Annotated in this window: 21 protein-coding genes; 3 read left to right on the forward strand and 18 right to left on the reverse strand. The window is 38.8% G+C overall.

The genetic code is table 11. From position 1 onward, the window contains the following. Positions 1-235 precede the first annotated feature (235 nt). From EA341_RS12145 to arfB, 10 genes are all read right to left on the reverse strand, one after another. Positions 236-1,825, reverse strand: coding sequence for a hypothetical protein (locus EA341_RS12145; RefSeq protein ID WP_293014749.1), 1,590 nt, complete (start codon positions 1,823-1,825; stop codon positions 236-238). Beyond that, the gene (locus EA341_RS12150; RefSeq protein ID WP_293014752.1) at positions 1,822-4,047 is read right to left on the reverse strand and encodes a hypothetical protein; all 2,226 of its coding nucleotides are present in this window, start codon (positions 4,045-4,047) and stop codon (positions 1,822-1,824) included. The genes EA341_RS12145 and EA341_RS12150 overlap by 4 nt, the downstream gene beginning before the upstream one ends. Before the next feature lie 172 nt (positions 4,048-4,219). Then, positions 4,220-5,380: a BatA domain-containing protein gene (locus tag EA341_RS12155; protein ID WP_293014755.1), complete on the reverse strand. Its 1,161-nt coding sequence runs from the start codon at positions 5,378-5,380 to the stop codon at positions 4,220-4,222. Beyond that, on the reverse strand, positions 5,380-6,255 hold the full coding sequence (locus EA341_RS12160) for a DUF58 domain-containing protein (RefSeq protein WP_293014758.1): 876 nt from the start codon (positions 6,253-6,255) through the stop codon (positions 5,380-5,382). The genes EA341_RS12155 and EA341_RS12160 overlap by 1 nt, the downstream gene beginning before the upstream one ends. Then, positions 6,245-7,237 carry a MoxR family ATPase gene (locus EA341_RS12165; RefSeq protein WP_293014761.1) on the reverse strand — a complete coding sequence of 331 codons (993 nt, stop codon included), beginning with the start codon at positions 7,235-7,237 and terminating at the stop codon, positions 6,245-6,247. Before EA341_RS12165 ends, EA341_RS12160 begins: the two co-directional genes overlap by 11 nt. Before the next feature lie 6 nt (positions 7,238-7,243). After that, complete coding sequence (locus tag EA341_RS12170; RefSeq protein WP_293014764.1) at positions 7,244-7,858, reverse strand: DUF4159 domain-containing protein; 615 nt, start codon at positions 7,856-7,858, stop codon at positions 7,244-7,246. A 62-nt stretch (positions 7,859-7,920) separates the two neighbouring features. Next, entirely contained in the window at positions 7,921-9,237 is a 1,317-nt protein-coding gene (locus EA341_RS12175) for a TldD/PmbA family protein (RefSeq protein WP_293014767.1), read from the reverse strand. A gap of 19 nt (positions 9,238-9,256) precedes the next feature. Further along, on the reverse strand, positions 9,257-10,900 hold the full coding sequence (locus EA341_RS12180; protein WP_293014770.1) for a TldD/PmbA family protein: 1,644 nt from the start codon (positions 10,898-10,900) through the stop codon (positions 9,257-9,259). 135 nt (positions 10,901-11,035) lie between these two features. Beyond that, positions 11,036-12,877, reverse strand: coding sequence for an ATP-binding protein (locus tag EA341_RS12185; protein WP_293014773.1), 1,842 nt, complete (start codon positions 12,875-12,877; stop codon positions 11,036-11,038). A gap of 111 nt (positions 12,878-12,988) precedes the next feature. Further along, a complete protein-coding gene (gene arfB / locus EA341_RS12190; protein WP_293014775.1) occupies positions 12,989-13,405 on the reverse strand; it encodes an alternative ribosome rescue aminoacyl-tRNA hydrolase ArfB in 417 nt (138 codons plus the stop codon). A gap of 122 nt (positions 13,406-13,527) precedes the next feature. On the opposite strand from arfB, the gene EA341_RS12195 reads away from it, so the two are divergent. Then, the gene (locus tag EA341_RS12195; protein ID WP_293014777.1) at positions 13,528-14,022 is read left to right on the forward strand and encodes a GNAT family N-acetyltransferase; all 495 of its coding nucleotides are present in this window, start codon (positions 13,528-13,530) and stop codon (positions 14,020-14,022) included. Here the strand turns inward: EA341_RS12195 and EA341_RS12200 are convergent. After that, the gene (locus EA341_RS12200) at positions 14,015-16,270 is read right to left on the reverse strand and encodes a DPP IV N-terminal domain-containing protein (protein ID WP_293014779.1); all 2,256 of its coding nucleotides are present in this window, start codon (positions 16,268-16,270) and stop codon (positions 14,015-14,017) included. The two genes, EA341_RS12195 and EA341_RS12200, sit on opposite strands and share 8 nt — an antisense overlap. A gap of 103 nt (positions 16,271-16,373) precedes the next feature. On the opposite strand from EA341_RS12200, the gene EA341_RS12205 reads away from it, so the two are divergent. Both EA341_RS12205 and EA341_RS12210 read left to right on the forward strand, forming a co-directional pair. Next, complete coding sequence (locus EA341_RS12205) at positions 16,374-17,141, forward strand: hypothetical protein (protein ID WP_293014782.1); 768 nt, start codon at positions 16,374-16,376, stop codon at positions 17,139-17,141. Next, a complete protein-coding gene (locus EA341_RS12210) occupies positions 17,134-17,268 on the forward strand; it encodes a hypothetical protein (RefSeq protein ID WP_293014785.1) in 135 nt (44 codons plus the stop codon). The genes EA341_RS12205 and EA341_RS12210 overlap by 8 nt, the downstream gene beginning before the upstream one ends. 373 nt (positions 17,269-17,641) lie before the next feature. On the opposite strand, the gene trmB is transcribed toward EA341_RS12210, so the two are convergent. The 7 genes from trmB to EA341_RS12245 all read right to left on the reverse strand — a co-directional run bounded on the left by trmB (position 17,642) and on the right by EA341_RS12245 (position 24,306). Further along, positions 17,642-18,301, reverse strand: a complete 660-nt coding sequence (gene trmB / locus EA341_RS12215) for a tRNA (guanosine(46)-N7)-methyltransferase TrmB (RefSeq protein WP_293014788.1) — start codon at positions 18,299-18,301, stop codon at positions 17,642-17,644. Position 18,302: 1 nt separating this feature from the next. Next, positions 18,303-19,592 carry a folylpolyglutamate synthase/dihydrofolate synthase family protein gene (locus EA341_RS12220; protein WP_293014790.1) on the reverse strand — a complete coding sequence of 430 codons (1,290 nt, stop codon included), beginning with the start codon at positions 19,590-19,592 and terminating at the stop codon, positions 18,303-18,305. Position 19,593: 1 nt separating this feature from the next. Beyond that, positions 19,594-20,553, reverse strand: coding sequence for an energy transducer TonB (locus EA341_RS12225; protein ID WP_293014793.1), 960 nt, complete (start codon positions 20,551-20,553; stop codon positions 19,594-19,596). Further along, positions 20,553-20,945 (reverse strand): biopolymer transporter ExbD, encoded by a 393-nt coding sequence (locus tag EA341_RS12230; RefSeq protein WP_293014796.1) that lies wholly within the window; start codon positions 20,943-20,945, stop codon positions 20,553-20,555. The genes EA341_RS12225 and EA341_RS12230 overlap by 1 nt, the downstream gene beginning before the upstream one ends. A 1-nt stretch (position 20,946) precedes the next feature. Then, on the reverse strand, positions 20,947-21,636 hold the full coding sequence (locus EA341_RS12235; protein ID WP_293014799.1) for a MotA/TolQ/ExbB proton channel family protein: 690 nt from the start codon (positions 21,634-21,636) through the stop codon (positions 20,947-20,949). Position 21,637: 1 nt separating this feature from the next. Further along, positions 21,638-22,408 (reverse strand): SPOR domain-containing protein, encoded by a 771-nt coding sequence (locus tag EA341_RS12240; RefSeq protein WP_293014803.1) that lies wholly within the window; start codon positions 22,406-22,408, stop codon positions 21,638-21,640. 185 nt (positions 22,409-22,593) lie between these two features. Then, positions 22,594-24,306, reverse strand: coding sequence for a TonB-dependent receptor (locus EA341_RS12245; RefSeq protein ID WP_293014805.1), 1,713 nt, complete (start codon positions 24,304-24,306; stop codon positions 22,594-22,596). Positions 24,307-24,316: the final 10 nt, after the last annotated feature.

Here is a 24,316-nt window from a genome sequence, read left to right on the forward strand (position 1 = left end):
AGAGGGAAAAACTTGAGGATAGAATTATACAATAAATCAATAAGGCTTTTTTCACACTTGTGTTTATGATTATTTGGTCATCTGATTTCTTGTCAGTATCCGCAATAGCTAATGCCTGTTCTTATACAATATCTACAAATATCAATTAGTATCGAATGAATAAGCGTAATTAGTATTTACATCAATACGGGTCTTGTCACAGATAAACATATACGGTTTTATACCTTAAAGCAGATTAACTCCTGAATCTCGGCTCTATCCATATCAGGCTTAAGGTAAACAATAGCAATAAAAACCAAAGCCAATCCGGAACAAACTCCTTTGCTTTCGCCTGGCTTCTCAATTCCTCAGAAAGACTTCTTCTTTCTTTTAAAAACTCAAACATCAAACTGTTCTTATATACTGATGTAAAGTCTCCAGAAGACTCTACATATATTTTAATTCCTTCTTCAGTCTCTTGCCAGCCTTCTTGATCTGAAATAAACTGGAATTTGAATAAACCATCATTTATTGGATCTCTTACCCAATTTTTTTCAAGTTCTATTTCCTCTAATGAATCTGTGTAGTAATATAAAGCAGTTGACTGCCCCTGGAAAATAGGATAAGTTATAAAATGGAAGCTTTGGTCCATTGGGGACAACTGTTCCAAAATTGGCTCCCATATTTTTGCATAAGCTAGGCTATCTCCTGCAAACTGTAATTCATAACTGCTTTCCATCAACCCAACCCCAACGGAATAACCATCCATAATTTCAAATGCGGAAGAGAATAGGCTATCCTGATTATTTCTAAGTAAAAACTCGTATGGGAAAACGTTGACTCCTTGTTCTACTTCCAAAGAAATATCCCCTACTTTATTCAGCTCAAAACCAGTATTTAACTTTCTGTTAAGATTGAAAATATCCTGCTCAGGATTAGAAAGGTTAAATAAAAACAATCCTGAATAAACAGTCCCAATATCAGCTGCATTCAAATTAACCAATTGACTGGGATCTATAAACAGTATGGGCTTCCTTCCATTTTCAACTTCTGATACAATCCTGGAATCTTTACTCACTTGAATACTTTGATTCGACCGGTCTCCTCTTTTTATAAGATAATCTCTGAGAACCCTTGACTCTGGATTTGGAAAGCCTACCTTAATTTCAACATCTAAAGCCTCCGCCTCTTCCACATAAAATCTCATTTCCCCTACTTTTTCATTATCAATGAAAATCCCCAATTCATTTTCACCCAAAATCAAAGCTGGAAAATGTAAATCTACCATTCCCTCTTGATTCAATTCTTGGCTAGCCAGTACTTCTTCGGAAAGCTTAACTTGAAGTTTTCCAGCAGCGCCAAATAATTTACCTTTTAAATGTTGTCGCTGCCCGTATCTTAAAATGCCTTTCCAGTTTACGGCTTCAAAATACCTTTCAGCATTGGTATTGGGAGTCCAATCTAAATCCACCATGGGAATGGCAAGCAAATCCTCTTTAGTGTAGTCTTGGCCATATAATTTTACCCGATTCGCAGCGCCGATTTTCTCTCCTGCATATAAGATTTTATCTACTCCCAATTCTTTGGCTATGTTACCAAAATCCTCTTTTTTGCTATTGCTTGGAATTAAAAGTGCAGTTTGCTCCGGTAGCTCTTTCTCCCAAAATGGCTGAACGATATACATCAGCAAAACAATAGTGAAAAAGGAATACAGTAAAGATTTGAAAGTTTTCCGCTTGGTATTTTGGAAGAAAAAATAAGTGACTTGGGCAAAGCAAATGAGGAGTAAAGCCGAAACGACTAAATAAAAAATATATCCTTCCAAAATTGGTTCAAACTGCATCATTTGTAATTTTCCCAAAAAGACTTGGCTAGCCTTGTGTTACTGAAATCATTGGTTCGACTCCTTCTTTCCATTTGCAAAACGGCTTGCAACTGCTTTCTCAAAGACGCCATTTCTATGAGACTGAGACTACCTTGTCTCAACTTTTGAATCAACAATAAAGTATCCCAATCTTCCAAACCACTTTCACCAATCCGGAAAGCCCAAAGTTGGCCAAACCTATCCAAAACAGCTTTATCATCTTCTGATAAATCCTGCCCGGTGGTCATTCCTAATACCTTACTTGCCAAGATTGGCAATTCAGACTGAGAAATGCTCATCTTTTTAGTATAAAGTGCATCCAAATCCTTGTCTTCACCTGTTAGGCGCTTCTCAGCTTCTTTTATTGGAGTTGGTTCAAAACCGGATTTCTTGACATAAGTCCTGGATTTCTGCTGAACTGTTTTGAGGTATTCCAATGCTTTCTCCTGAAAGGGTAAGGCCAGGTTTGGCTCAAACAGCCTCAGGTGTAATTCAGATTGCCACATTTGTTCAAGAGCCATTTTCAGCAGGTTACGGGTGGATTGCTCGTACAGGGTATTCATTTCCTCTGAATCATGATTGTGCAAGTATTCTTCTAATAGACTGGCCAATTCATCATCTTCATCATGATCATGGTCATGGTGATCATGTGCATTTCCAGAAATTTCTTCCAACTGCTGCTTAAGCATTTCTTGGTTCTCATCATGATTTTCTCGGTATTGCTGCAATGCGGCATACCTGAATTTACTCAATGCAGGAGCACCTTCGTTTTCCCCCTCATGATCATGGTTATGGATAAAACTTTCCAGAATGTTTCGTCCCTCAGGTGAGCTCAAACTACCTCCTGGAGCACTTGATTCAAACTCTTCTCCCAAGTACTGTCCATACCGCATCCTTAGCAATTTCTGTTCATGACCCAGCTCGTTTGATTGGCTCTGAAACTCTCGTTCACTGATCTTTCCTTTTTCTTTCAGCAGTTTTTCAGTATCAATGATAATCTGACGCTGACTTCTAAAATAATCCGGCAACACATGAATGGCCATTGACTCCAGTTGGCTATCAGATAAACCTGTCGAATCAACATATTGAATAAAGTAAGTATCCGATTTACTTATATTGGGTTCAGGCCTCTTATTATCTATAGCCAGCCAATAATAATACAATTCATCACCTGGTTGAAAATCCATGGACTCCAAGTCCATTTGATATCCAACCATTTTCTCTTTAAAATCGGAATCAGTCAACTTAATCCTATTTTCTCTGAATTTCACATTCTCACCCCTACCCCTGGCCAAAGTAGCGACTAAATGAACCTGTTTGACCATGAAATCATCAGCTACTCTGGCAGTAAGATTTCTTTTCATTGGATCTTTTGTAAAATGATACAGGTACAACTCTTTTTCATCAGGTACAATGATAGGAGATTTGTCTCTTACAGCTTCCAACTTGTGGAATGTTGACTCAAAGACCATTGAATCCCCCGAAAAACCCTGAATTGTATACAAGCCTGATCCTTCAAGGCGATCTTCAAGAGTAAATGCATCTTCTTTTTGCTGAAATGGGACCTCAATACCCTGGGCATCTGATAAAAGTACCCTGTCCAATGAATTTGATGAAAAATTCAATTCCCACCTTATGATAGAACCTTCCAGTCCTTTGATATCCAAATCTGCCTGAGTCTTGGAACCCAAACCTGTGTAGCTGGGTGGAGAAATACTTAACTTAATTTTTGAAAGTACTATTGGCAGTTCTGATTTCTTCTCTAAGGCTTCTTTAGTTTTTATCTCGACATCACTTGAAGGTGAATTAGTTTGTGGTCCAATCAGATTTCCCATAGCAAAAATCCCTGTACTCAATACAAAAAAAACTGCTGCAGGAAAGATGTTTTTCCCAATCAAAACAGGAACTCTAGATTCTTTATACCGAACCTCAAGCCTTTTTAACTGTAAGATTTCGGCTAAGTTTTTTTCCTTTTTATCCAAAATAGCCAAGCTGAACTCCAAGTCAGGATATTTGAGATGGAGGAGCTGTTTTGCAGCTTGTCTATCACGTCGAAAACCTCCAAAATACCAACCTGAAATTAAAAAAAACAGTACTGCCACACCCGTACTCAATGAAAATCTTATTCCGATTGTTGAAAAAATCAGGAAAAATCCAAGACCAATCAAAGATGCCTTGAGCAAAGCATTCAGCTGTTGCTGCAAAATTGTTTTCGATATAAGTCTTTCAAGTTTTTTCACCTTTTCATCATTGCATTTCAATTGCCATCTATAACCCCAAGTCAAAGGCTGGGATAGTTAACCTTTAATATAAGCTCCTGATTTGAGCTGCTTTTTTCATTATATATTCGCCATGCCTATGATCTGCATTCTAAATTTATAAATTGGATTTATTGGCAACTATTCTCTCTGCTATCAATACTAACAGGAACATAACCCATATAATTTCCTGAGCATTGGCTTTCTGTGTTTGAGGAGAGAGATGATTTCCTTTTCCTACCACAAATTTCTGCTGAACTTCTTCTTTATCCATCCGGACTTCTTGTCCACTCAGATGGTGAAAATCCAAAACTGCACCAAGGATTTCCGATGGGAGTTGTTGCCTTGCTTTTAAGTCTTTTTCTCTAAAAGATCTTAGAAAATAAACATTGGGATATTGGGCATTAGTCCAGTCATAAGAAAGGTCAAATACCACCATATTTTCTTTTAGATCCTTCAAATTATCTGAAAACAGCATATCAATCTCCTCACTTTCCTTTATTTCAAAGCTTAACTCAAACACCTCTTCGATTGCTTTTAGGGCAGACAGGATTTGTTTTTCCCATTCCGAATACTGTACCTTAACCCCTACTCTCAGGTTTCCTTTTTCCAATTCATCAAAAGTAAGGTTACCGTTTTGGGAAAGTGTCAACTCATTGTCCTTATCGATAAATAAAAACTTACCTCTATGGGTCTCAAAAGCTTTTTTCGAAAAGTTTGGCTTTGCCATCTCAGCTATAAAAACCTGTGGGACGCTGTCAACCAAGTATTCTGAACGATCGAAACTACTTTTAAATCCAGTCAAATAAAGACTTATCCTCGAGCCTAGATTATCTTGCAGTGCCCTATAAAGGTTCATCTTTCCTTTCACCGATTCTAATTCAAATGATTCCAAATCAAGCAGATCCAGACCCTCATTCAGCAAAATTACCTTATCTCCATTCTCAATGGCTTGGTTCAATTCAAACCTGAATTCCTGCAACAACTCCTGATCCGGTTCTACCAAATGTACTTTTTGGACAGTACTATCTTCACTGAGGAAATCAAAAAATAACTGAACCATCAATATGACCAACAACGATATCAAAATCATTCTTAATATCATCAAAATCCATTGTTCTAACCTTATATGCCTTATCGGTTTGTTGTCATTCTCTTCCAAAAAACGAAATGCTGCCCAATATACTTTATCACCTTTCCTGCCATTCCAAAGGTGAATCAACAAAGGCACGGAAATAGCCAAAAGACCCCAAAACATATATGGCGCGAGAAAACCCATCAGCTTAAAAACTTTTGTTTGAGTACTTTTTCTAACACCTCTGCAATCGGTTCTTCTAAACTGACCCGGTGGAGATTGACTCCCGGAAATTGTAAAGCCAAGTCCAGCCCTTTCAAATAGTCAGTCATTTTCAGGTTGTACTCCTTAACTAAATCAGAAGCATTTGCATGAATAGAATTTCCTGATTCCAGATCCACAAATCTTCTATTTCCCTCCAAATTCATTTCTATTTCATTAGCTCCCAGTATTTGAAACAAGAGGATATTTTTCCTGGGATGGACCATAGACTTGACAATGCTAGTCCATTCATTCTCTTCCTGCAAAAAATCAGACACCATGATCACCAATTCTTTTTCCTTTGACTTTAATTCAGGAAATGTATTTACCTCAATAGGCCAATTCCCCTTAGCCTCTGCGGACTCCAAATGATATAGTATTGCATGGAAACTTTTAGCATTGACAGAAGTCATTTGTTCCACTTTCCCATTTTTCAAAAAATACAGAGAGAGCCTGTCCTCCTGCATATAGGCTAAATAGGCAATGGAAGCCAATAAGATTTTAGCATATTTAAGCCTTTTAATGCCATCTTCCTCATAATTCATAGATCCGGAAAGATCCAAAATCAACTTGACATTGAGGTAACTGTCCACAGGAGACTCTTTGATCAGGTATTTTTCAGATCGCGCAAAAAGCTTCCAATCCAGACGTTTTAAATCATCTCCCGGTTCATAATGCCTATACTGCTCAAATTCAGCTCCCGAACCAACTCTTTTGCCAAAATGGTTTCCCTGTATCAGTTTTTCACTGATTATTTTGGCTGCCAAGCGAAGATTCTGCAGCTTGATGATTTCAAGATGTTCCTCTTTATGCTCCAATTTGCGTGGATTTGAGAATTTCAGCGATAACCTTATCCGCATTTACCCCTTCAGCTTCTGCTCTGAAATGCATGGCCAATCTATGCCTCATAACAGGAAATACCAGTTGACTGATATCTTCAGGAGTAACAGAAAATCTTCCGTGGATAATCGCCCGTGCTTTAGCACATAAAATAAGTGCCTGACCGGCTCTGGGTCCCGCTCCCCATTCTACATAGGTTTTGACCCCTTCAATAGCAGATTCAGCAGGACGGCTTTGTCGGATCAACTGATTGATACTAATTAGGAGATTTTTGTCAATGTGTACTTGCCTGGTGAGTTCCTGTAATTTTTGGATATCATTGGCATCAAAGACCACTGCGACACTTTCTTGATACAAGCCGGTCGTTCTTTCCAGCACTTCCAATTCTTCCTGCTCTGATGGGTAACCCAATTTGATATACAATAAAAACCTGTCCATTTGTGCTTCGGGAAGTGGGTAGGTTCCAGATTGTTCTATCGGGTTTTGGGTGGCAATAATCAAAAAGGGATTCGGTAAGGAGTAATTCTTTCCTGCATATGTGACCTTTTTCTCCTGCATGGCTTCTAAAAGAGCCGCTTGGGTTTTGGGTGGAGTTCTATTGATTTCATCTGCCAAAACCAAATTGGAAAAAATTGGCCCCTTATTAAATTGAAAAAAGCGCTTGCCTGTACTGTGGTCTTCTTCCAGTACCTCCGTTCCTAAAATATCTCCCGGCATCAGATCGGGAGTAAACTGAATCCTCTTGAACTGAAGATCCATTGCTTCGGATAATGTCTTGACCAAAAGGGTCTTTGCTAAGCCTGGAACGCCTTCCAACAAGCAATGACCACCTGCAAGCAAGGTAATCAAGACTTCCTCCACAGCCTCCTGTTGTCCCACTATCACTTTGGCAATTTCCTTTTTCAAAGAAGGCAGCCTATCCAACAAGGCCTCGTAAGCTTCTGTATTTATATTTTCCAAAACTATTTAAGTTAATGCATAAATAATGATATTGACTCCAAACTTGGTATTATCCTCTCTTAGAAAACGCTTATTTCTAAAATCATAATCCCATTCACATCCATAATCTTTATTGCTGTAAAGCACACCGATCCTTCCATTGATAATTATTGCCTTTAGGTAATCATGGACAAGGTCGTCTCCCCAGCCATTGAGCTCGAAGGAAGTGGTCGGCGGGCCATCTTCAAATTTGAAGAAACAGTTATAGATTTCATGGTCATTGGGAATCTTTTGAAGGGCATTTTCTCCAAATATTTTGGACATCTCTTCTTCAAATGATGTGGCAAATAAGCCATCAATGTCATGGTTACAATCATCAGCAAAAAGAAAACCCCCATTTTGAATATAGGTTTTCAGGTTTTTTCTTTCATTTTCCGAAAATGAGACCAGCCTATGCCCACTGATATAGCAGAATGGAGACTTAAAGATTTCTTTACTGCCCACCTCCACAATCTTCTCCTTTTCATCTATAGGTATGGTCGTGTACTCTACCAATGAATTGAGGATATTGGATGGCATACGTTGATCGGTATCCCAATTTCCTGAATTGTACTTGAGTCTTGTGAAGAAAAAAGGCTGCATATAAGCATAAACAATCCCCGAAACCCTAAGATTCCGGGGATTTGATTTTCAAGAGATTAAGTTTAAACGGCGTCAGAAAGACTTGTAAATGTAAAGTCCCTTATCTTCATGGGTGGAATAAGATTTCCTCCTGCACGTTGAGGTTTACCCATCGCTTCAATATTATTGAGCATGATAACAGGGCTTTCATTAAACCTGAAATTTTTCACTGGGAATTTGATCTGCCCATCTTCAATGTAGAAAGTACCATCCCGGGTCAAACCTGTATATAACAGTGTTTGCGGATCTACCGCTCGGATATACCAAAACCGGGTAACCAAGACACCTCTTTGGGTATTTCGGATCATATCGGCTAGAGACTCATTCCCTCCTTCAAATATAATTCCTGTAGGTCTACCTACAGGTTCTACACCTTGCTTATCAGCCCAGTATCTGGAATAAAACATGTTTTTCACAGCTCCGTTTTCTACCCAAGTGATTTTTTCACTTGGCAACCCTTCATTATTCCATGGTCTTCCCGGAAGTTCAGGATGCATGGGATCAGAGAATATATTCACTCTTTCATCAAATAACTTTTCACCCAACCTGGTACCTCCTCCTCTTTTACTCAAAAAACTTCTACCTTCATCGGCACTTCTTGCATCCATATTGAAGGCAAGCAATCTCAACAAGTCATTGGCTGCTGTCGGCTCAAGAATTACCGTATATTTACCCGGCTCAATGGCCTGTGCATTAGTGGAAGCTTGTGCTTTTTGAGCTGATATTTCAGTGACATTTTTGGCATTGAGCAGGCCAGCGTCATTGAAGTCCCGAATAGCATATCCAGAGCCTGTTCCATCACTGGTCCTTACTGTAACAGAAAAATCGACTGAAGAATTTTTGTTGTATCCAAACATACCCCTGCTGTTACCCATTGCGGTAAAACCAGCAAAATCCTCCAAATATCCCGCTGCTGTCAAGTTTCCGGTATTGGAAACTTCAATACTGTCCATTGCCGCTTTAGCCCTGTAGGTCGGATCAATATCAGCTGTTTTTTGTGAGAAATTCTTGGTTTCCGGATAATCCTGAGGGCCAAGCATGGGCATATACTCTGGGTTTTCAGGAGCAAGTTCTGCTATTTCCTCAGCTTTCTTTACAATCCTCTTCAGTGCTTCATCATCCAGTTCATTTCCAGTAGCTACACCTGATTTTTTCCCATATACCGATGTTACTGAAACGGTAATGGCATTAGATTCCCCACTGGTGTTGACTGTATTTCTTGCATACCTAATATTCCCTGTCCTGCCCCCACTTACACTGACTTGGGTTTCATCAGCGCTTGCGTATGAAAGGACTTTATCTATAATCTGTTTTGCTTCTTCTTTTGATAAAATTGCCATATTCTTTGATTTTAGGTGCTTAAATCTGCCTTCCGGTATTGATTACATTGACTCCATTAAACCTCGTAGTCGAGCTGCCATGAGATACAGCTGAGACTTGCGAAGGTTGTCCCTTACCATCAAAAAAGGTCCCGAACAACTTGTAATCATCCTTGTCACAAATCTGAGCACAAGAATTCCAAAACTCCTGGGTGTTGGACTGATAAGCCACGTCTTCCAACATGCCTACTATTTCCCCATCTTGAATTTCATAAAACAGCTGGCCACCAAACTGGAAATTATACCGCTGCTGATCAATAGAATAAGATCCTCTACCTACTATGTAAATACCTTTATCCACTCCTTTGATCATCTCATTTACACTGAGCTTCTCTTTTCCAGGTCTTAAGGAAACATTCGGCATTCTCTGGAATTGTACTGAATCCCAGCTGTCCGCATAGCAACATCCATGGGACTCCGGCTCATCTATGATAGACGCCTGATCTCTAATGGCCTGATAATTCACCAAAACACCATCTTTGATCAAATCCCACTCCTTACATTTTACACCTTCATCATCATATTGTGTCAAGCCAAGAGAATTAGGCTGAGTTTTGTCTGCTACTATATTCACCAGGTCACTGCCATATTTGAAGTCACCTGCACGCCATTTATCTAAAGTTGCAAAACTTGTCCCGGCATAATTCGCTTCATAACCTAAAACCCTATCCAATTCCAGCGGATGTCCTACTGACTCATGGATGGTCAAGCCTAAGTGGTCGGGATCCAAAACAAGATCATACTTCCCGGGAGTGACAGATTTCGCTGAAAGTTTTTCTTTGGCATGTTTGGCTGCAGCTACTGCATCTTCTACCATATCGTAGGAATTCCTGTAGCTAATCAATCCTGCCGGACCATCAATTTTTTCTGAAGCAATCCCATCAAGGTATTCATAACCCATGCCCATAGGCGCACTCAATGCCTGTCTACTTCTAAATTTCCCCTCAGATTGATTGACAGCGGTTACATTAAATGTAGGCCAGATCCTGTGAATATTCTGATCGATATAGGACCCATCAGATGAAGCAAAGTACTTTTGTTCATTCACCATAAATAGGTTGGAGTTGACAAAAGTTGCTCCATTGTCCATAGCAGCAGCATTGACACTCAATAAAAGATCTATTTTGTCGGCGACTGGAATTTCAAATGGATTCTTGGTAATAGGGGTCTCCCAACTTACCTCTCCTGCACCTTGTACCGGAGCTAAGATGACAGGTTCTTTTTGCATAATGGAGTTTGCTTTGGCAATCGCAACTGCGGTTTCAGCACACTTTTTAATTCCATCAGGGCTAACATCATTAGTAGCTGAAAAGCCCCATGTACCTTCTGCAATCACTCTAATCCCCACTCCAAAACTTTCTGTGTTGGCGATATTCTGAACATTCTTTTCTCGTGTAAATAAGAATTGATTGAGGTATCTTCCTATCCTTACATCTGTGTAAGTGGCTCCATTAGATTTGGCTGTATTCAAAGCAATGTCTGCCAAAACCTTTTTCTCAGCATTTTCGAGACCTCCATGGAGTAGTTGTTCTGCTGACACAGGATTGCCTGAGAGCAGAAATCCCGAGGTCATCATTGCGCCCATTCCAAGGCCTGACAAATGTATAAAGTCTCTTCTTTTCAAATTTCCTCCTTTTTTGTTTAGGTTGACAGTTTATAATTCAAGGTAAAATATTCTTAAAACACAAGTTATCCAAACCCCTTTACAAGGCTGGTAATATTCATTGCTGTACTGATGATAGTATTCTTACCAAAATTCTTATTCGCTAAAAATTTCTGTTTCCTTATTTTTTAAATGAATGATCATTTCGGTTCCTTTGCCCAATTCACTTTTAACTCTCAAAAAGCCTCCATTATAAACCAAAAGCTGCTTTACCAACAAAAGACCTAAACCTGTACCTTTTTCTTCCATAGTGCCTTTTTTTGATTTGATCATGGTAAAGTCATTTTCAATTTTGGCCCTTTGCTCAGGTTCTAAGCCCTCACCAGAATCCTTTACATGGATCATCAGATGGTCTTTATTATTTTTAAAATAAATGGATATAAGACCAAATTCGGGGCTGAATTTGATCGCATTGCCAATAATATTTTGAAGAATTATCCTTAGGCTGCTCTTGTCCATAAAAACCATGTGCTTCAGATTATCATTTTCATCAAGGCTAACTTCAATATTTTTAAATTTCATCTGATATTCAAACTGATGTAATACTTCTAAAACTTCAGGTTTGACTTCAAATATTTCTGGCTTAGGATCAAAACCTTCTAATTGGGTTCTGGCCCATTGAAGTAGGTTCTCCAACAGGATGTCTGTCTTTTCTAATTGACCTTCCAATAATTCCAATACCTGAAATTTCTCTTCTTTTGCAAAAACACCTTTTTTATCCAATTGAATAAAACTCTTTAAATTCCCTATCGGTGAGCGAAGGTCATGTGAAATGATTGAGAATAACTTGTTTTTTGCCTCATTGATTTGGTTTAGACTTTCATTTTGGCTGGCAATGGTATCTCTGCTTTCTTTTAATTCATTATTTAGCTTTTCAAGTCTGGTATTGAAGCTTTCTCTCATCTTAAGGTTTCTCCTGTAAATGAGACTTATTCCGACAAGAAATAAAACGAAAACCAACAATAACCAATTTAGCCAACTGCTAAGCTTTGACTTTTGACTTATCAGTTCCTTTTCCTGCTCGAGTTGTTCATTTTTAGATTGGGCTACTTGCAACTGCAAAAAGTTGATTTCTTGTTCCTTTTCTATATTATACAAACTGTCCCTGATAATTTTATTTCTCCTTGCAACTTTCAAGGCATTGGTAAAATCTCCTGATGCCTCCAAAGAATTTGACCAAATTCCAAGAGCACGTTCTAGATCCCAGAGTGCTTTCATAGAGGTTGCAAACTCAGCTGATTTCTCAGAGTATGATGTTGCAAGTGAAAAATTCTCCCTTTCAAACTCGAGTTCAGCAAGGCCTGCATAAAGGAAGGTCTTTTCCCATATACTTAATGAAGCTTCCCGGCCCTTCAATTCATTATAATGAATATCAGCTTTTTCATAATCTCCTAAATCAAAATAAACCTTTCCTAATCGGTTTATAACCATATCTAAAAGTGTCGGGTTTTCTACTTTTTGAAGAATCTCACGAGCAATATTGAGGTTAAGAATCGCTTCATCAAATTGATTTACCTGCGAATATCCCAAACCAATATTAAAGCGAAGATTGGCCTGCATACCAAGATCATTTTTATCCTGAAATACCTGTAAGGCTTGCTTCCATAGATCTAAAGCTTCAAAATATTTTTGCTGACCTAAAAAAATCAATCCTCTTCCATTTAATACTCGCGCCAAGGCCGATTGGTCATTGTATTTTTCAGCTATTACATAAGAATCATCAAAACTGGCCTGTGCCATTACATAATCCCCTGCTATATAAAAAATAGATCCCTTTTGATATAAAACATCCGCAAGTTTTGAGGTTTCTCGGTCTCCTGAAAACATTTCCTCCAAATGCTCAATATAGTGCAAAGCAGAATCAGTATGGTCATATTTCAGTCTGCTGACCACATTCATCAAAGAATCATATTTGGCATTGTCTTGAAATGCAGCCACATGGATTGACAGGGGAAACAAAAAAAATAAAAATGGGATAATAGGCCGATAAGTCATTGAAGTTGGATCAAGTTTTCATTGACAAGGTTAAAATTATTTTAAATTAAGACATCACCATTCTCCTCTACGGTTCTTTTTCTTTTCAGATCGTATTTTTTTTGATTTGAGTCGCTTTTCAATAGCTGCCTTACCCGGTCGGGTGGCCTTTCTTACTTTTTTCTGTCTAAATGCTCTATTAAGCAAATCATAGAATTTTTGAATAGCTATTTCTTTATTCTGGTATTGGGACCGCTTTTCTTCAACCTGAATAATGATATCTCCTTCGTTGGTAATTTTATTGGACAGTTTGTTTAGGATTATCTCCTTCTCTTCTTCGGACAAAATCCGGGAATTGCTTACTGAAAACCTGAGGGTAATTTTTGAATTTACCTTGTTGACATTTTGGCCTCCAGGACCTGAACTCCTGCTAGCCTGAAAATCCAATTCCGAGTCCAATAGTCTTTTTCTTATTTTTTCTTTTATTCTCATTGAAGGTTATATTGCTTTTTCCTTAGATAGTCTAAGCTATGTAAATACCTGTCAATTCCCAATTCAATTAGCCCATCAAAATCGTGAATCTTGCTTTAATTTAGAGGAAATCAATTTAAACCATGCAGATAAGAACTATAGATAAAAAGGAACTTCATTTGGTGAGAGCCTTGGCACTGGATGTTTGGCCAAAAACGTTTGCTGATGTCCTAACTCCTACCCAAATAGATTTTATGATGGACTGGATGTACAGTATGGAATCACTCACCGAACAAGTGAGTGAAAAAGGACATGTATTTTTGTTAGCTGAGGAAAATGGCATTCCTGTTGGCTTTTGTTCATACCAGCTTGATGCCAAAGGGAATAAGACCAAAATCCATAAAATCTACCTGCTACAAGAAACGCAAGGGAAAGGGTATGGAAAGCAGCTGATCGAAGAAGTCAAGTCAATAGCCAGACAAAACAAACAAAGCCATGTATACCTCAATGTAAATAGACACAACCACAAAGCCATACAGTTTTATCTGAAAATCGGTTTATACGAGGACTTTAGAGAGGTAATTGACATTGGTAATGGTTTTGTGATGGATGATCTGGTGATGGAAATAGCTATTTGAGTCCTTCCGGATGCCAATTTCTGATTGGCTCCTCACCCATCAAGTGCTCAATAAAATAATCCCATCTTTTTTTAGTAAAATAATCTCCCGTTGCCCTTCCAAAACTGTGATTTCTACTTGGCCATATAAAAAAATCAAAATCCTTCCCGGCATCAATCAGCGCTTCGGCAAATTTGTAAGAGGCTGAAGGGTTGACATTTTCATCCATAGCCCCATGTGCAATCAGCAATCTTCCCTGAAGTTTGTCTGCATTGGTTATATTGGATTGTTCATGATAATAATCCTCCACAGGATATCCCATAAACATTTCCGGCCACCAGGCTTTTTCCATCCTATGGTCGTGGTCACCTGCTGAACTTACTCCAACCTTGTAAAATTCCGGATGCAGTAACATTGCTCTTGCCGCATCATACCCTCCCGCAGAATGTCCATAAATACCAATTTTATCGATATCAATAAAATTGACTTTTTCTGCAAGTTGCTTGATCGCCAAGACATGATCAGTAGTCCCATCTCCCAAGTTTCTATAGGAATGATTTTGAAAAGCCTTTCCCCTGCCAGCAGTACCCAATCCATCTACCATTACAACAATAAAACCCAATTCGGCCATTTGCTGAGGGTGGTTTAAAATTGCAGACTTGAAGGTCTTGGGCGTACTTGCAGTATGTGGACCCGTGTATGTGTAATCGATCACAGGGTATTTGCGATTAACATCAAAATCCGAAGGGACAAAATACAAACCATGAATTTCTGTCTTTCCGTCTTTGGCAGTAGCAGAAAAGGCATCAGGAAATTTATAATTCCTTTTATTCAGGTTAGAAATGTCCGCTTTTGAAATTTCATGTAGAATCTTGCCATCTTTTGCTGACCTCAGTACAGAATGGCCAGGTAAATCAGGTCTCGAATAGTTGTCTACAAAGGTGCTGTAATCCGGTGACAGGGAGACTTCATGGTAGGCATTTTCCGGCGTCAATAAAGTCAAACCTGTCCCATCCAACTTGATTTTATAAAGGTGATTGAAATAGGGATTCCTGTTTGCTTCTTTTCCGGAAGCCTCAAAAAACAGCAATTGCTGTTCTTCTTGAACGCCGGCAATCTTGTTAACTACAAAATCACCATTGGTCAATTGCATGATCAATCTTCCATTGTCATCATAGTAGTAAAGGTGGTTCCAACCTGATTTTTCGGATGAAATGATAAAATTTCCATTCTGAAACTGATGGAAAAGCAAGTCCCTATTGACAAAAGTATCTTCAGCATCGCTGAATAAGTCTCGAAAACTCCCATCCAAACCAACTTCTAAAATATGTACCTTTTTAAATCCCCTTTCGAAATACAAACCCCGAAGGGCTTTACTACCCTTTTGCCACCTAAGATTGGTAGACATAAAATGTGGCCTTTTCAGTGATGTTAGAAGCAATTCCTTTTGATTTTCAACATCAAAAAGTACTGGAATGACCTGAACAGTAGTGGTATCTCCCGGAGAAGCCCTGTAATAACTATAGAGATCTGGCCTGAACTTATCTTCCTGACTGAAGTCAAGCAGATACATTTTTTCGGCAACCCTCAGGTCTATCACATTGGTCAATATTTTTTTGGAGTCAGGGGACCAAGACACATTGAAATGCTCAGGTCTGACACCATCTTCACCTTTGATCAAATCACTCCAACCGTATGAGGAAGCGTATTCCAACCCTTTTTTTCCTGCATGACTCAGCTGTATAGTTTCACCTGTGTTCAGGTTTTCCACAAATAGGTTATATTCTTTCGAAAAAGCTCGCCATTGACCATCAGGTGAAATTCCTGTTACGGGTTTTTTATGGTCCTTGGGACTGAAATCTAATTTCCCTTCATTGATACGATACGTCCAATCCCTGTTCCTCCATTCAAATTCGATCACATTCTTTTCCTTCACCTGAAGCTTTTCAAAGGGTAGATTTGATGGAGAAACCTCTTCTCCAGATTGAGTACTCAGCAATGCAGCCAGCTTTTGATGATCAAAAAATTCAAGTGTTTTCCGACCTTTCGTATCGGTAAGGAAAAAACGCTTCCCATTTTCAGTTTGACTTATATGCCAGAAATCAGAACTACCTTTGATCCAATTTGGCTTTACCTCTAAATGGTAAATTTCCTTTTCCAAATTATTGATAAGGTAATATGAAGCTTTTTCATACCGCTCCTCAGGAAATTGCGCAAAGCTTAAAACAGTGGATATTACTGTAAAAATCAATGTAAATAAAACTTTCATTGTCTCTGATGATTGGTTAAAGTCAACTTAAATATTAAAAAAAATTTAAATACTTCTTATCTTACTTTGACAAACGGAATTTTAACTTTCAATTTTTTTTCCAATGGAATCTCAAAAGCCCAAAGAACCCATTATCGGCATTTACAATTGGTGCGATAGGTGGTGTGAAAGGTGTGACTTTACTGATCGGTGCACGCTTTATGCCAAAGACCAAGAAAAGAGAGAAGAATATGAGGATCCTGATTCACCTGAGGCTTTTATGGAGATGATAAAAGAATCCTTGGCAGAAAGTATGGAAGCCTTGGGGAACTTGGCCGAAGAAATCGGTTTTGAACCCGAAGAAGAAGAGGAAAAGATAGAGGCAAACTTTGCTTCATGGAAAGAACAGGACGAGCTTATTTCTAAATCAGAATTGGTAAAATTAACTGGGGATTATACCAAAAAAGCCCATCAATTGATCAGCAGTTCTCTACATTCCGAGCTCACTGAAGGGCTCATTCAACAGACAGAAATGGGGATTTTGGATGAAGATACTTCCTCTGCCAAATTGAGTGAAATAGAGGAAGCCTGTGATGTGATACAATGGTATATGTTTATGGTCCACGTCAAATCCAAAAGTGCCATGCAAAGTTTTCATTCAGACAGTTGGGATGATTATCCAGAGGAAGAAAAACATTACAATGGCACTGCTAAAGTTGCCAATTTAACAATTGAAAAAAGCATCGGTGCCTGGGAAAAATTGTTTGCCATTTCTGGAAATGAAATGGAGGAAATCCTGGATATTTTGGCTTTGCTGCAAAAAGCTAAAAAAGAACTTGAATCCAAATTCCCAAATTTTCAGTCATTTATCAGACCGGGTTTTGATGAGTAAAAAAATAAATATTGGTAACTACAATTCTGCTTGTGCTGAGATCAAGCCATTCGTGGAGACACGAACGGCGGCAAGGGAATTGTCAAAAGGCTCTAAGACACATAGGATGCACAAAGGTAAAGTTTAGAAATGCTTCAGGTATTTGGGCTTCGCCTCGGTTAGTGTCGCCACTAACCGAAATTTAAGAGGAACCCGCAAGAGATATAAATTTACCTCCCGCAGAACTTCTAAATTATCTGTGTTTTAACGTCTCGATAATTATCGGGATCGTGGTTAAATATATTTTTACCAAAGATGAAAAAAATCTACAAGGATAAGCCATTCGTGGAGACACGAATAGATGGGCAGGATTATTAAAGCTTGTCCGAATAAATAGCCATCATTTTTGCAGGTGGTTTTTTGCTGCTAAGTCAGAAAGATGCAAGACTCATAAAGTCCTTGGTGTTTCCTTCGTGGCTTAGAGCCTTTGTGGCAATTAATAAAGCTCTTCGTAGTAGTTTTTACCTAAACCTAAACTTCAGGTACTTGATTTTTTCTCCCTTCTCACTAAAAATCTTTTCGTATCTGGTCTTAATCCCATGATGCTCGTCTTTCAGTTCAGAAGCATAAAAATCATGCGTATGGAAATTCAGTTCTATATCTTCCCTACTTTGCAATAATTCTAAAGTATAATCAAAAAGCCCTGTATTGTCCGTTTTGAAGTGAACCATACCATCTTTTTGAATCATGGGCTTGTACAATTCCAAAAACCTAGGAGAGGTAAGTCTTCTTTTTTCATCTCCATCTCTGGGAAAAGGATCGGGAAATGTGATCCATAACTCAGAGATTTCACCTTCTGCAAAAAACTTTTCCAGCATCTGTATTTGGGTCCTAAGGAAAGCTACATTCTCCAAACCTTCTTCAATGGCAATAGTGCTTCCTTTCCAGATCCTTGAGCCCTTGATATCAACTCCTATGAAATTCCTGTCTGGAAATTGCCCTGCCAAACCTACTGTAAACTCTCCTCTACCACAGGCCAATTCAACTGTGATGGGATTATCATTTTTAAATTGAAGGGTCTGCCAATTGCCTTTGACATTTTCAAAAATCTCTTTTCCTTCTTGGACAACATTTCTGTTTTCCTCGTTTTCCTTGAATCTTTGCAGCTTTTTTCTGCCCATGTTATAATTCCTTGATTTCAGCGACCACAAAGGTACTCCCTCCGATGAAAATCATATCCTTTGGCCCTGCTTTTTTCATCGCTTTTTCTATGGCTTTATTCACGTCCTTTTCAACCTCTCCCTCCAAACCCGCTGCAACAGCCATTTCTGAAAGTAAGTCAACACCCAAAGCACGGGGTATATTGGCTTGACAGAAAAAATAATAAGCATGTTGCGGCAAAAGCGCTAAGACCTTGCTTAGGTCTTTATCATTCACCATACCAAGAATAAAGAACAGTTTGTCATGTGGTGTATTCCTGATCTGTTCCACCAACATTTTCATCCCATCTTCATTATGCCCTGTATCACAAACCATTAATGGTGACCGAGAAAGGACCTGCCATCGGCCTTTAAGTCCAGTGAGATTTACAATTTGCATGAGCCCACTTTTAATATGGGTATCATTGATATTGTAACCCAAGCTTCTCAATACATCTATGCTTTTCAAAATACCAGGGAGGTTTTTTATTTGATATACTCCCAAAAGATCTAAATATAAAGAATAGGAAAATGCTCCTTTTCTAATGGTATAGCTCCTTAATGAATTATCGGAAATCGTAGAGCTATTCACTTCAAATTCTTGATCAGCAAAAAATATAGCAGCGTTTTTACTATGGGCAATTTCTAGGAAAACATCTTCTATCTCCTCTTGTTTTTGACTAATCACTACAGGAGTATTCTGTTTTATAATTCCTGCTTTCTCTCCAGCTATTTCCTTTAAAGTATTCCCAAGGTATTGCATGTGATCCATGCTGATATTCGTAATCACACTGACTTTGGGCTGAATGATATTAGTACTGTCAAGTCTTCCACCCATACCGACCTCCACAACAGCAATATCCACACGGGTCTTGGCGAAGTACCAGAATGCCATTCCTACTGTCATTTCAAAAAAACTGGGGTGTAGCTCTTCAATAAACTCCTGATTTTGGGCTACGAAATGAACAACTTCGGCTTCTGGAATTTCTTGCCCATTAACTTTGATGCGCTCGGTGAAGGATTTCAGGTGCGGTGAGGTATATAAACCAACCTTGTACCCTGCTTTCATTAATACTGCACATATGGCATGGGAAGTACTCCCCTTACCATTTGTTCCTGCAACATGTACAGACTGGAATTTGTCTTGAGGATTTCCCAAATGGGAACAAAGCTTTATGGTATTGCTGAGGTCTTTTTTAAAAGCGGATGCACCGACTCTTTGAAACATCGGCAGGGCATTGAACAGGTAGTCCAACGTTTCCTTGTACGTCATTCTAGTCAACCTTTATGATAAAAGTGATTTTACCTTGAGAATAGTCTGCTGTAGCAGCACCTCCCTGTCTTTTGAAATTGATCTGATTCACAACGGTACGGTAATAAGCCAAAACCTCATTGGATACGTTATACTCCAAAGGAACTGCCTGCACAATTTTACCGCTATCATCTACTGTAATTCTAAAAACTATCCTTCCGCTTCTTGTAGAAACATTGTCATTGATGTTGGGTTTATTCGCAAAATCCCAACCCGCTAATTCCAAGTTATAACCTGATGCAGGTCCTGGGTTCCCTTCACCTGAGCCAGAACCCATAATTGCACGGCCATCTACTGTACCTTGGGGCTTACCTTCATCCCCTTTTTGATTGGAGGAGCCTTGGGCTGAACCTTGAGCAGGCTGATTTCCAGTACCGGATGTACCTCCTCCACCAAAAATTGCTCTCTGATCTATTTTTGGTTTCTCTTCTGCCTTAGTTGTAGTTTTTTCCGCCTCGGAAGTAGCCGGCTTTGTAACCGGTGTACTTTCTTTTTTCACAGGACTTGGCTCTTTGGGAGCAGGCTTGGGCTGTTCACTGCCTTTGACTGGACTAGGCGTTTTGGAAAGTGCTTCCACGGAAGGTTTAGCCGGTGTTGTCTGAGGCTTGGCTGCTTCCGTTTTTGGTTGTGTAATGGGAACTGTTGCTTCGGTAGGCTTTGGAGCTTGTTCACCTGGGGCTGGCGCTTGTGTATTCTGAGTTTGGGTTTCTGAAGGAGGAGCAGTAGTTTGAACGTCACCACTTCCAAAATCAGAAAAACCAAGATTTAACTCCATACCATATTTTGGTAAGGGTGGAATTTGTTCTTTCCACACTACAATGAAGAAAATAGCCAAAAACACCAAGACATTGACTATCAATGTGATGACGGCAGCTTTCTTTTTGTTTTCTGCTTCTTGGCTATCTGTTTCCCAAATTTGCATTACTTGTATGGTTTGGTCGCAATAGTAACATTAGCTTCCAGTCCTGCGGCAATTCCGCCAATTTCGACAAGATGTTCAACAGGTACTTCTTTATCAATATGAAGGACTACTTGACCTTTTTTATCTTTGAGTAAATTGGAAAGTTCTGTCTTTACCTGTTCTCTTGAAACAACCTTATCGTTAACTGAAAACTTAAGGTCCTTAGTAACTGTAACGGTAATTTCCTGCATAACGATATCGGAAGACTCACTTGAAGGTAAGTTTACAGGTAATCCCGAAGGGGTGATGAATGAGGAAGTCAGCATGAAAAAGATGAGCAACAAGAAAATAATGTCAGTCATAGAAGACATACTGAATGCAGAATCTACTTTATGTTTGGATTGCAGTCCCATATTATTTGTCTTGCAATAAATCGATGAATTCTATAGAGGAATACTCCATACTATGCACAAGTTTTGATACCTGAGTTACCAGGTAATTGTAACCTAAGTAAGCAATAATACCTACCACCAATCCTGTGGCAGTTGTGATCATGGCTTCATAGATACCGGTAGAAAGTAACTTAGGGCTTACCATACCTTCTTCCTGCGCTACTCCTATAAATGCCCGAATCATCCCTGCAACTGTCCCTAGAAACCCGATCATTGGTGCAGCACCAGCTACGGTTGCAAGTAGGCCAAGATTTTTCTCAAGCTTGTAGATTTCTATCTTTCCTACATTCTCAATGGACACTTCTATATTTTTCAAAGGACTTCCTATTCTTTCGAGCCCTTTCGCTATCATATTGACTACAGGGGTACTTTCCTGCTGGCAAAGCATTTTTGCTTGCTCTATTTTTCCCGTCTGAACCAAAATTTTGACCTGATCCATAAGGTGTTTTGGTGATTTAGATGCTTTTCTAAGGGTGATTATTTTTTCAACAAAAATAAAAATGGCCAAGACAAACAAAATGTATAAAGGAATCATCATATATCCCCCTTTGATCATAAGGTCCAAAAGACCTATACTTTCGGGAGCTTTTTCCATAACGGAAAGGGAATCGGCCATCATCTGGCCATCAGTGCTGATTTGCGTAATTGTCATATTAGTATTTCAAAATCCAAGTTGATTCATCGAATTCAGTTTTGGCTTCTTCCAATGCTTGAGAGGCCGAACTGAAGGTAGTATAACTCCCTATAGAAAGCCTATAATTTTTGGTTTCGCCATGTGGCATTAACAAATAAAGATTTTTTCCTTTTTGAAGCAGCTTATCTGCCTCTTCCCTTGCCAATCTTTCATTTGGCATACTTCCCACTATGATGAAATAAACAGCTCTATCTCCTGGAGAGGATACTATCTCTAAATTGCCGGGGGAAATACTGCTACTCGAAGCAGGTGTAGATCTTGGGATGCTTTCTTCTTCCACTGCTTCATCAGGTTCTTCTGTCATAGTTTCCTCATCGATCACTTCTGTGGGTTCTTCCACGGCTTCCGGGGTCGAAGGTTCTACTACCGTTGGAAATGAGTTTTCTTGAGCGAATCTTTCCTGAGAATCTGTTTTTTCAGTTGCTGGCATGTAGTACAAGAAATATGCCATCACTCCCAAAATCACAAGAATCAACAACACCAGAGATAATAAAACAGGAGATTGTTTCCTTGGCCTTTTCGGGCTACCCGTACTTGGATTTATCAAGCCTTTTCCGACCGATGCTTTTACCACCTCCACATTATCTTTAACTGGCTTAGGATCAGTTATTTTATCCAGTTTCTCTTCCTTTTTAGGAGTAGCTGAAGATAAGGGAGTTACCTCTACAAAAGGGAAACCATAATCTTTATCATCAACAGGTATATTTTTATCGGGTTCTTTGGATGACATAGTTCTGGGATTTAAATTAACCTACGAAGCTAAAAGAATTGGAGCAATTGGCAAACCATATTGCGCTTGCATTCTTCGGTTTCCTGATTAAATACTCAAATTATAATTTCACCATTATGCTTAAATCTTACCTTGGGTATAAATCCTCTTTACTTTTTGCTTTCAGCCTAGAGGATACCTATTGATCAATACCCAAACTTATAAGTCAATCCTGCAATTCCCTGAATTCCCCTTACAGGATAGTTCAGAAATCGCTGATTGGTTCGATTCAATAAATTGTTCCCGATGGCAAAAACCGAAAATTGATCATTGATCTGATAGTCTGCTTTCAATTGCAGGTCTATGATTACCGGTAGAGTTTCGCTCCTAAATGAGGAAGATTCTAATTCGTTTTGTGGTATGTTCGAGTCAAAAACACCTCCTACTATTCCTCCCATGACATTGGCATTGAATTGCAACAACCACTTATCATCCAGCATAAAATTATTATTTAGACTTAATTCCCATTCGGGTCTTTGAAAGGCAGCTTCGAGAGTAGAAGTGTTGTAGAAATAGTAATTCGCTTTTCCTATTAATCTGTACCATCCTTCATAATTCCAACTGACTTTGGCATTATAATTCAAGACTCTAGTATCATCATCATAGAAAATATTGAATCTGGTACTATCCAATTCAGAGTTGGCAAAGAAGTGCATGTTTCTAAATCTTCCATAGCCAACCCCAGCTTCGTAGGTAAGCTCATTGTTCAAAACTCCCTTTACCCCACCTTTGATTTCGAAATTCTGAATGGTATTCAGTAGATTCATACTTGGTCCTAAAAATGGATTTTCCATGACAAAATCCATATAGGTTTGCCTTATGACATCACCTTCAAATCCTGCATAAATACCAAATTCATCCTGTATCATATACTCACCAACTAATTGTGGAAATACCACGAAATCAGATTCTTTATTTTGAGTAACATCATTTTCGAATACAATATTGGCTCCAGCCCTAACCTTTAAAGCTTCATTTTGATAGCCTACATATGGATTTACTTTTAAATAGTTACGGTTGATATTAGAGTAAAACACATCCTTGGGCTGTGTAAGTGACATGTCCAAATCAATTCCGGACTTGATTGTATTGTCAAACCAATAGCCCGATTTGATCCTAAGTGCCAATTCTGTTTCTGCTGCTTCGAAATTATCATTGAAGGCACGCATACCCAAGTTAACATCGTAATTAAAACCTTCCACCTTATCCAAATCCTGAATCCCAGCAGTAATCTTAAAAGTATTCAGGATGTTTTGGTTAGGTACAAAATTTTCCAAAACAGGGTTTTCAGTATCATATCCATAGAAATTGAACTTGTGCCTGTAATAATCTACTCCACCATATACTTGGAAAAAATCCCTGAAAAGGCTTCCATTTAACCCAACATCAGTAAAATTTTCTCCTGAATTCCTTCCATCAACAGGGCCTGTATAAAAACCTTCATGCTTTATTTTAACGCCATAATTATAATCACCCTCCTCCCAATTGTTGTACCTGCCTTCTATCAAAGGAGAACTGTAATTACCAAATCCAAATCGGGCAAAACCAGGGTATAAATCTTCTCTTTTTCTTGGCCATTGCTTTTGGGCAGCCTCAGGCTCTATAACTTCTGGAGCCAATGAAAGGAAGTAAGGATTGACAAAGTAATTGAAACTCCCATCACTTTTAGGAACAGGCAATACAGGAGTTCTTTCAAACTTTCTGGGCTGTTGTGGTAAGGTGAGTACCCTGTCTTTTCTGATTACAAATTCCTGATCTGTCACTTCACCTGCTTGTTGGGAAAACACGGGTATTGATGCAGACATTAAGATCAATCCTGCCAATATTCTGATATTCATATGCTTTTTGACAATATTCATTATGGAATGA

It is taken from the genome of Mongoliibacter sp. (assembly GCF_007692705.1).
Classification (GTDB): domain Bacteria; phylum Bacteroidota; class Bacteroidia; order Cytophagales; family Cyclobacteriaceae; genus Mongoliibacter.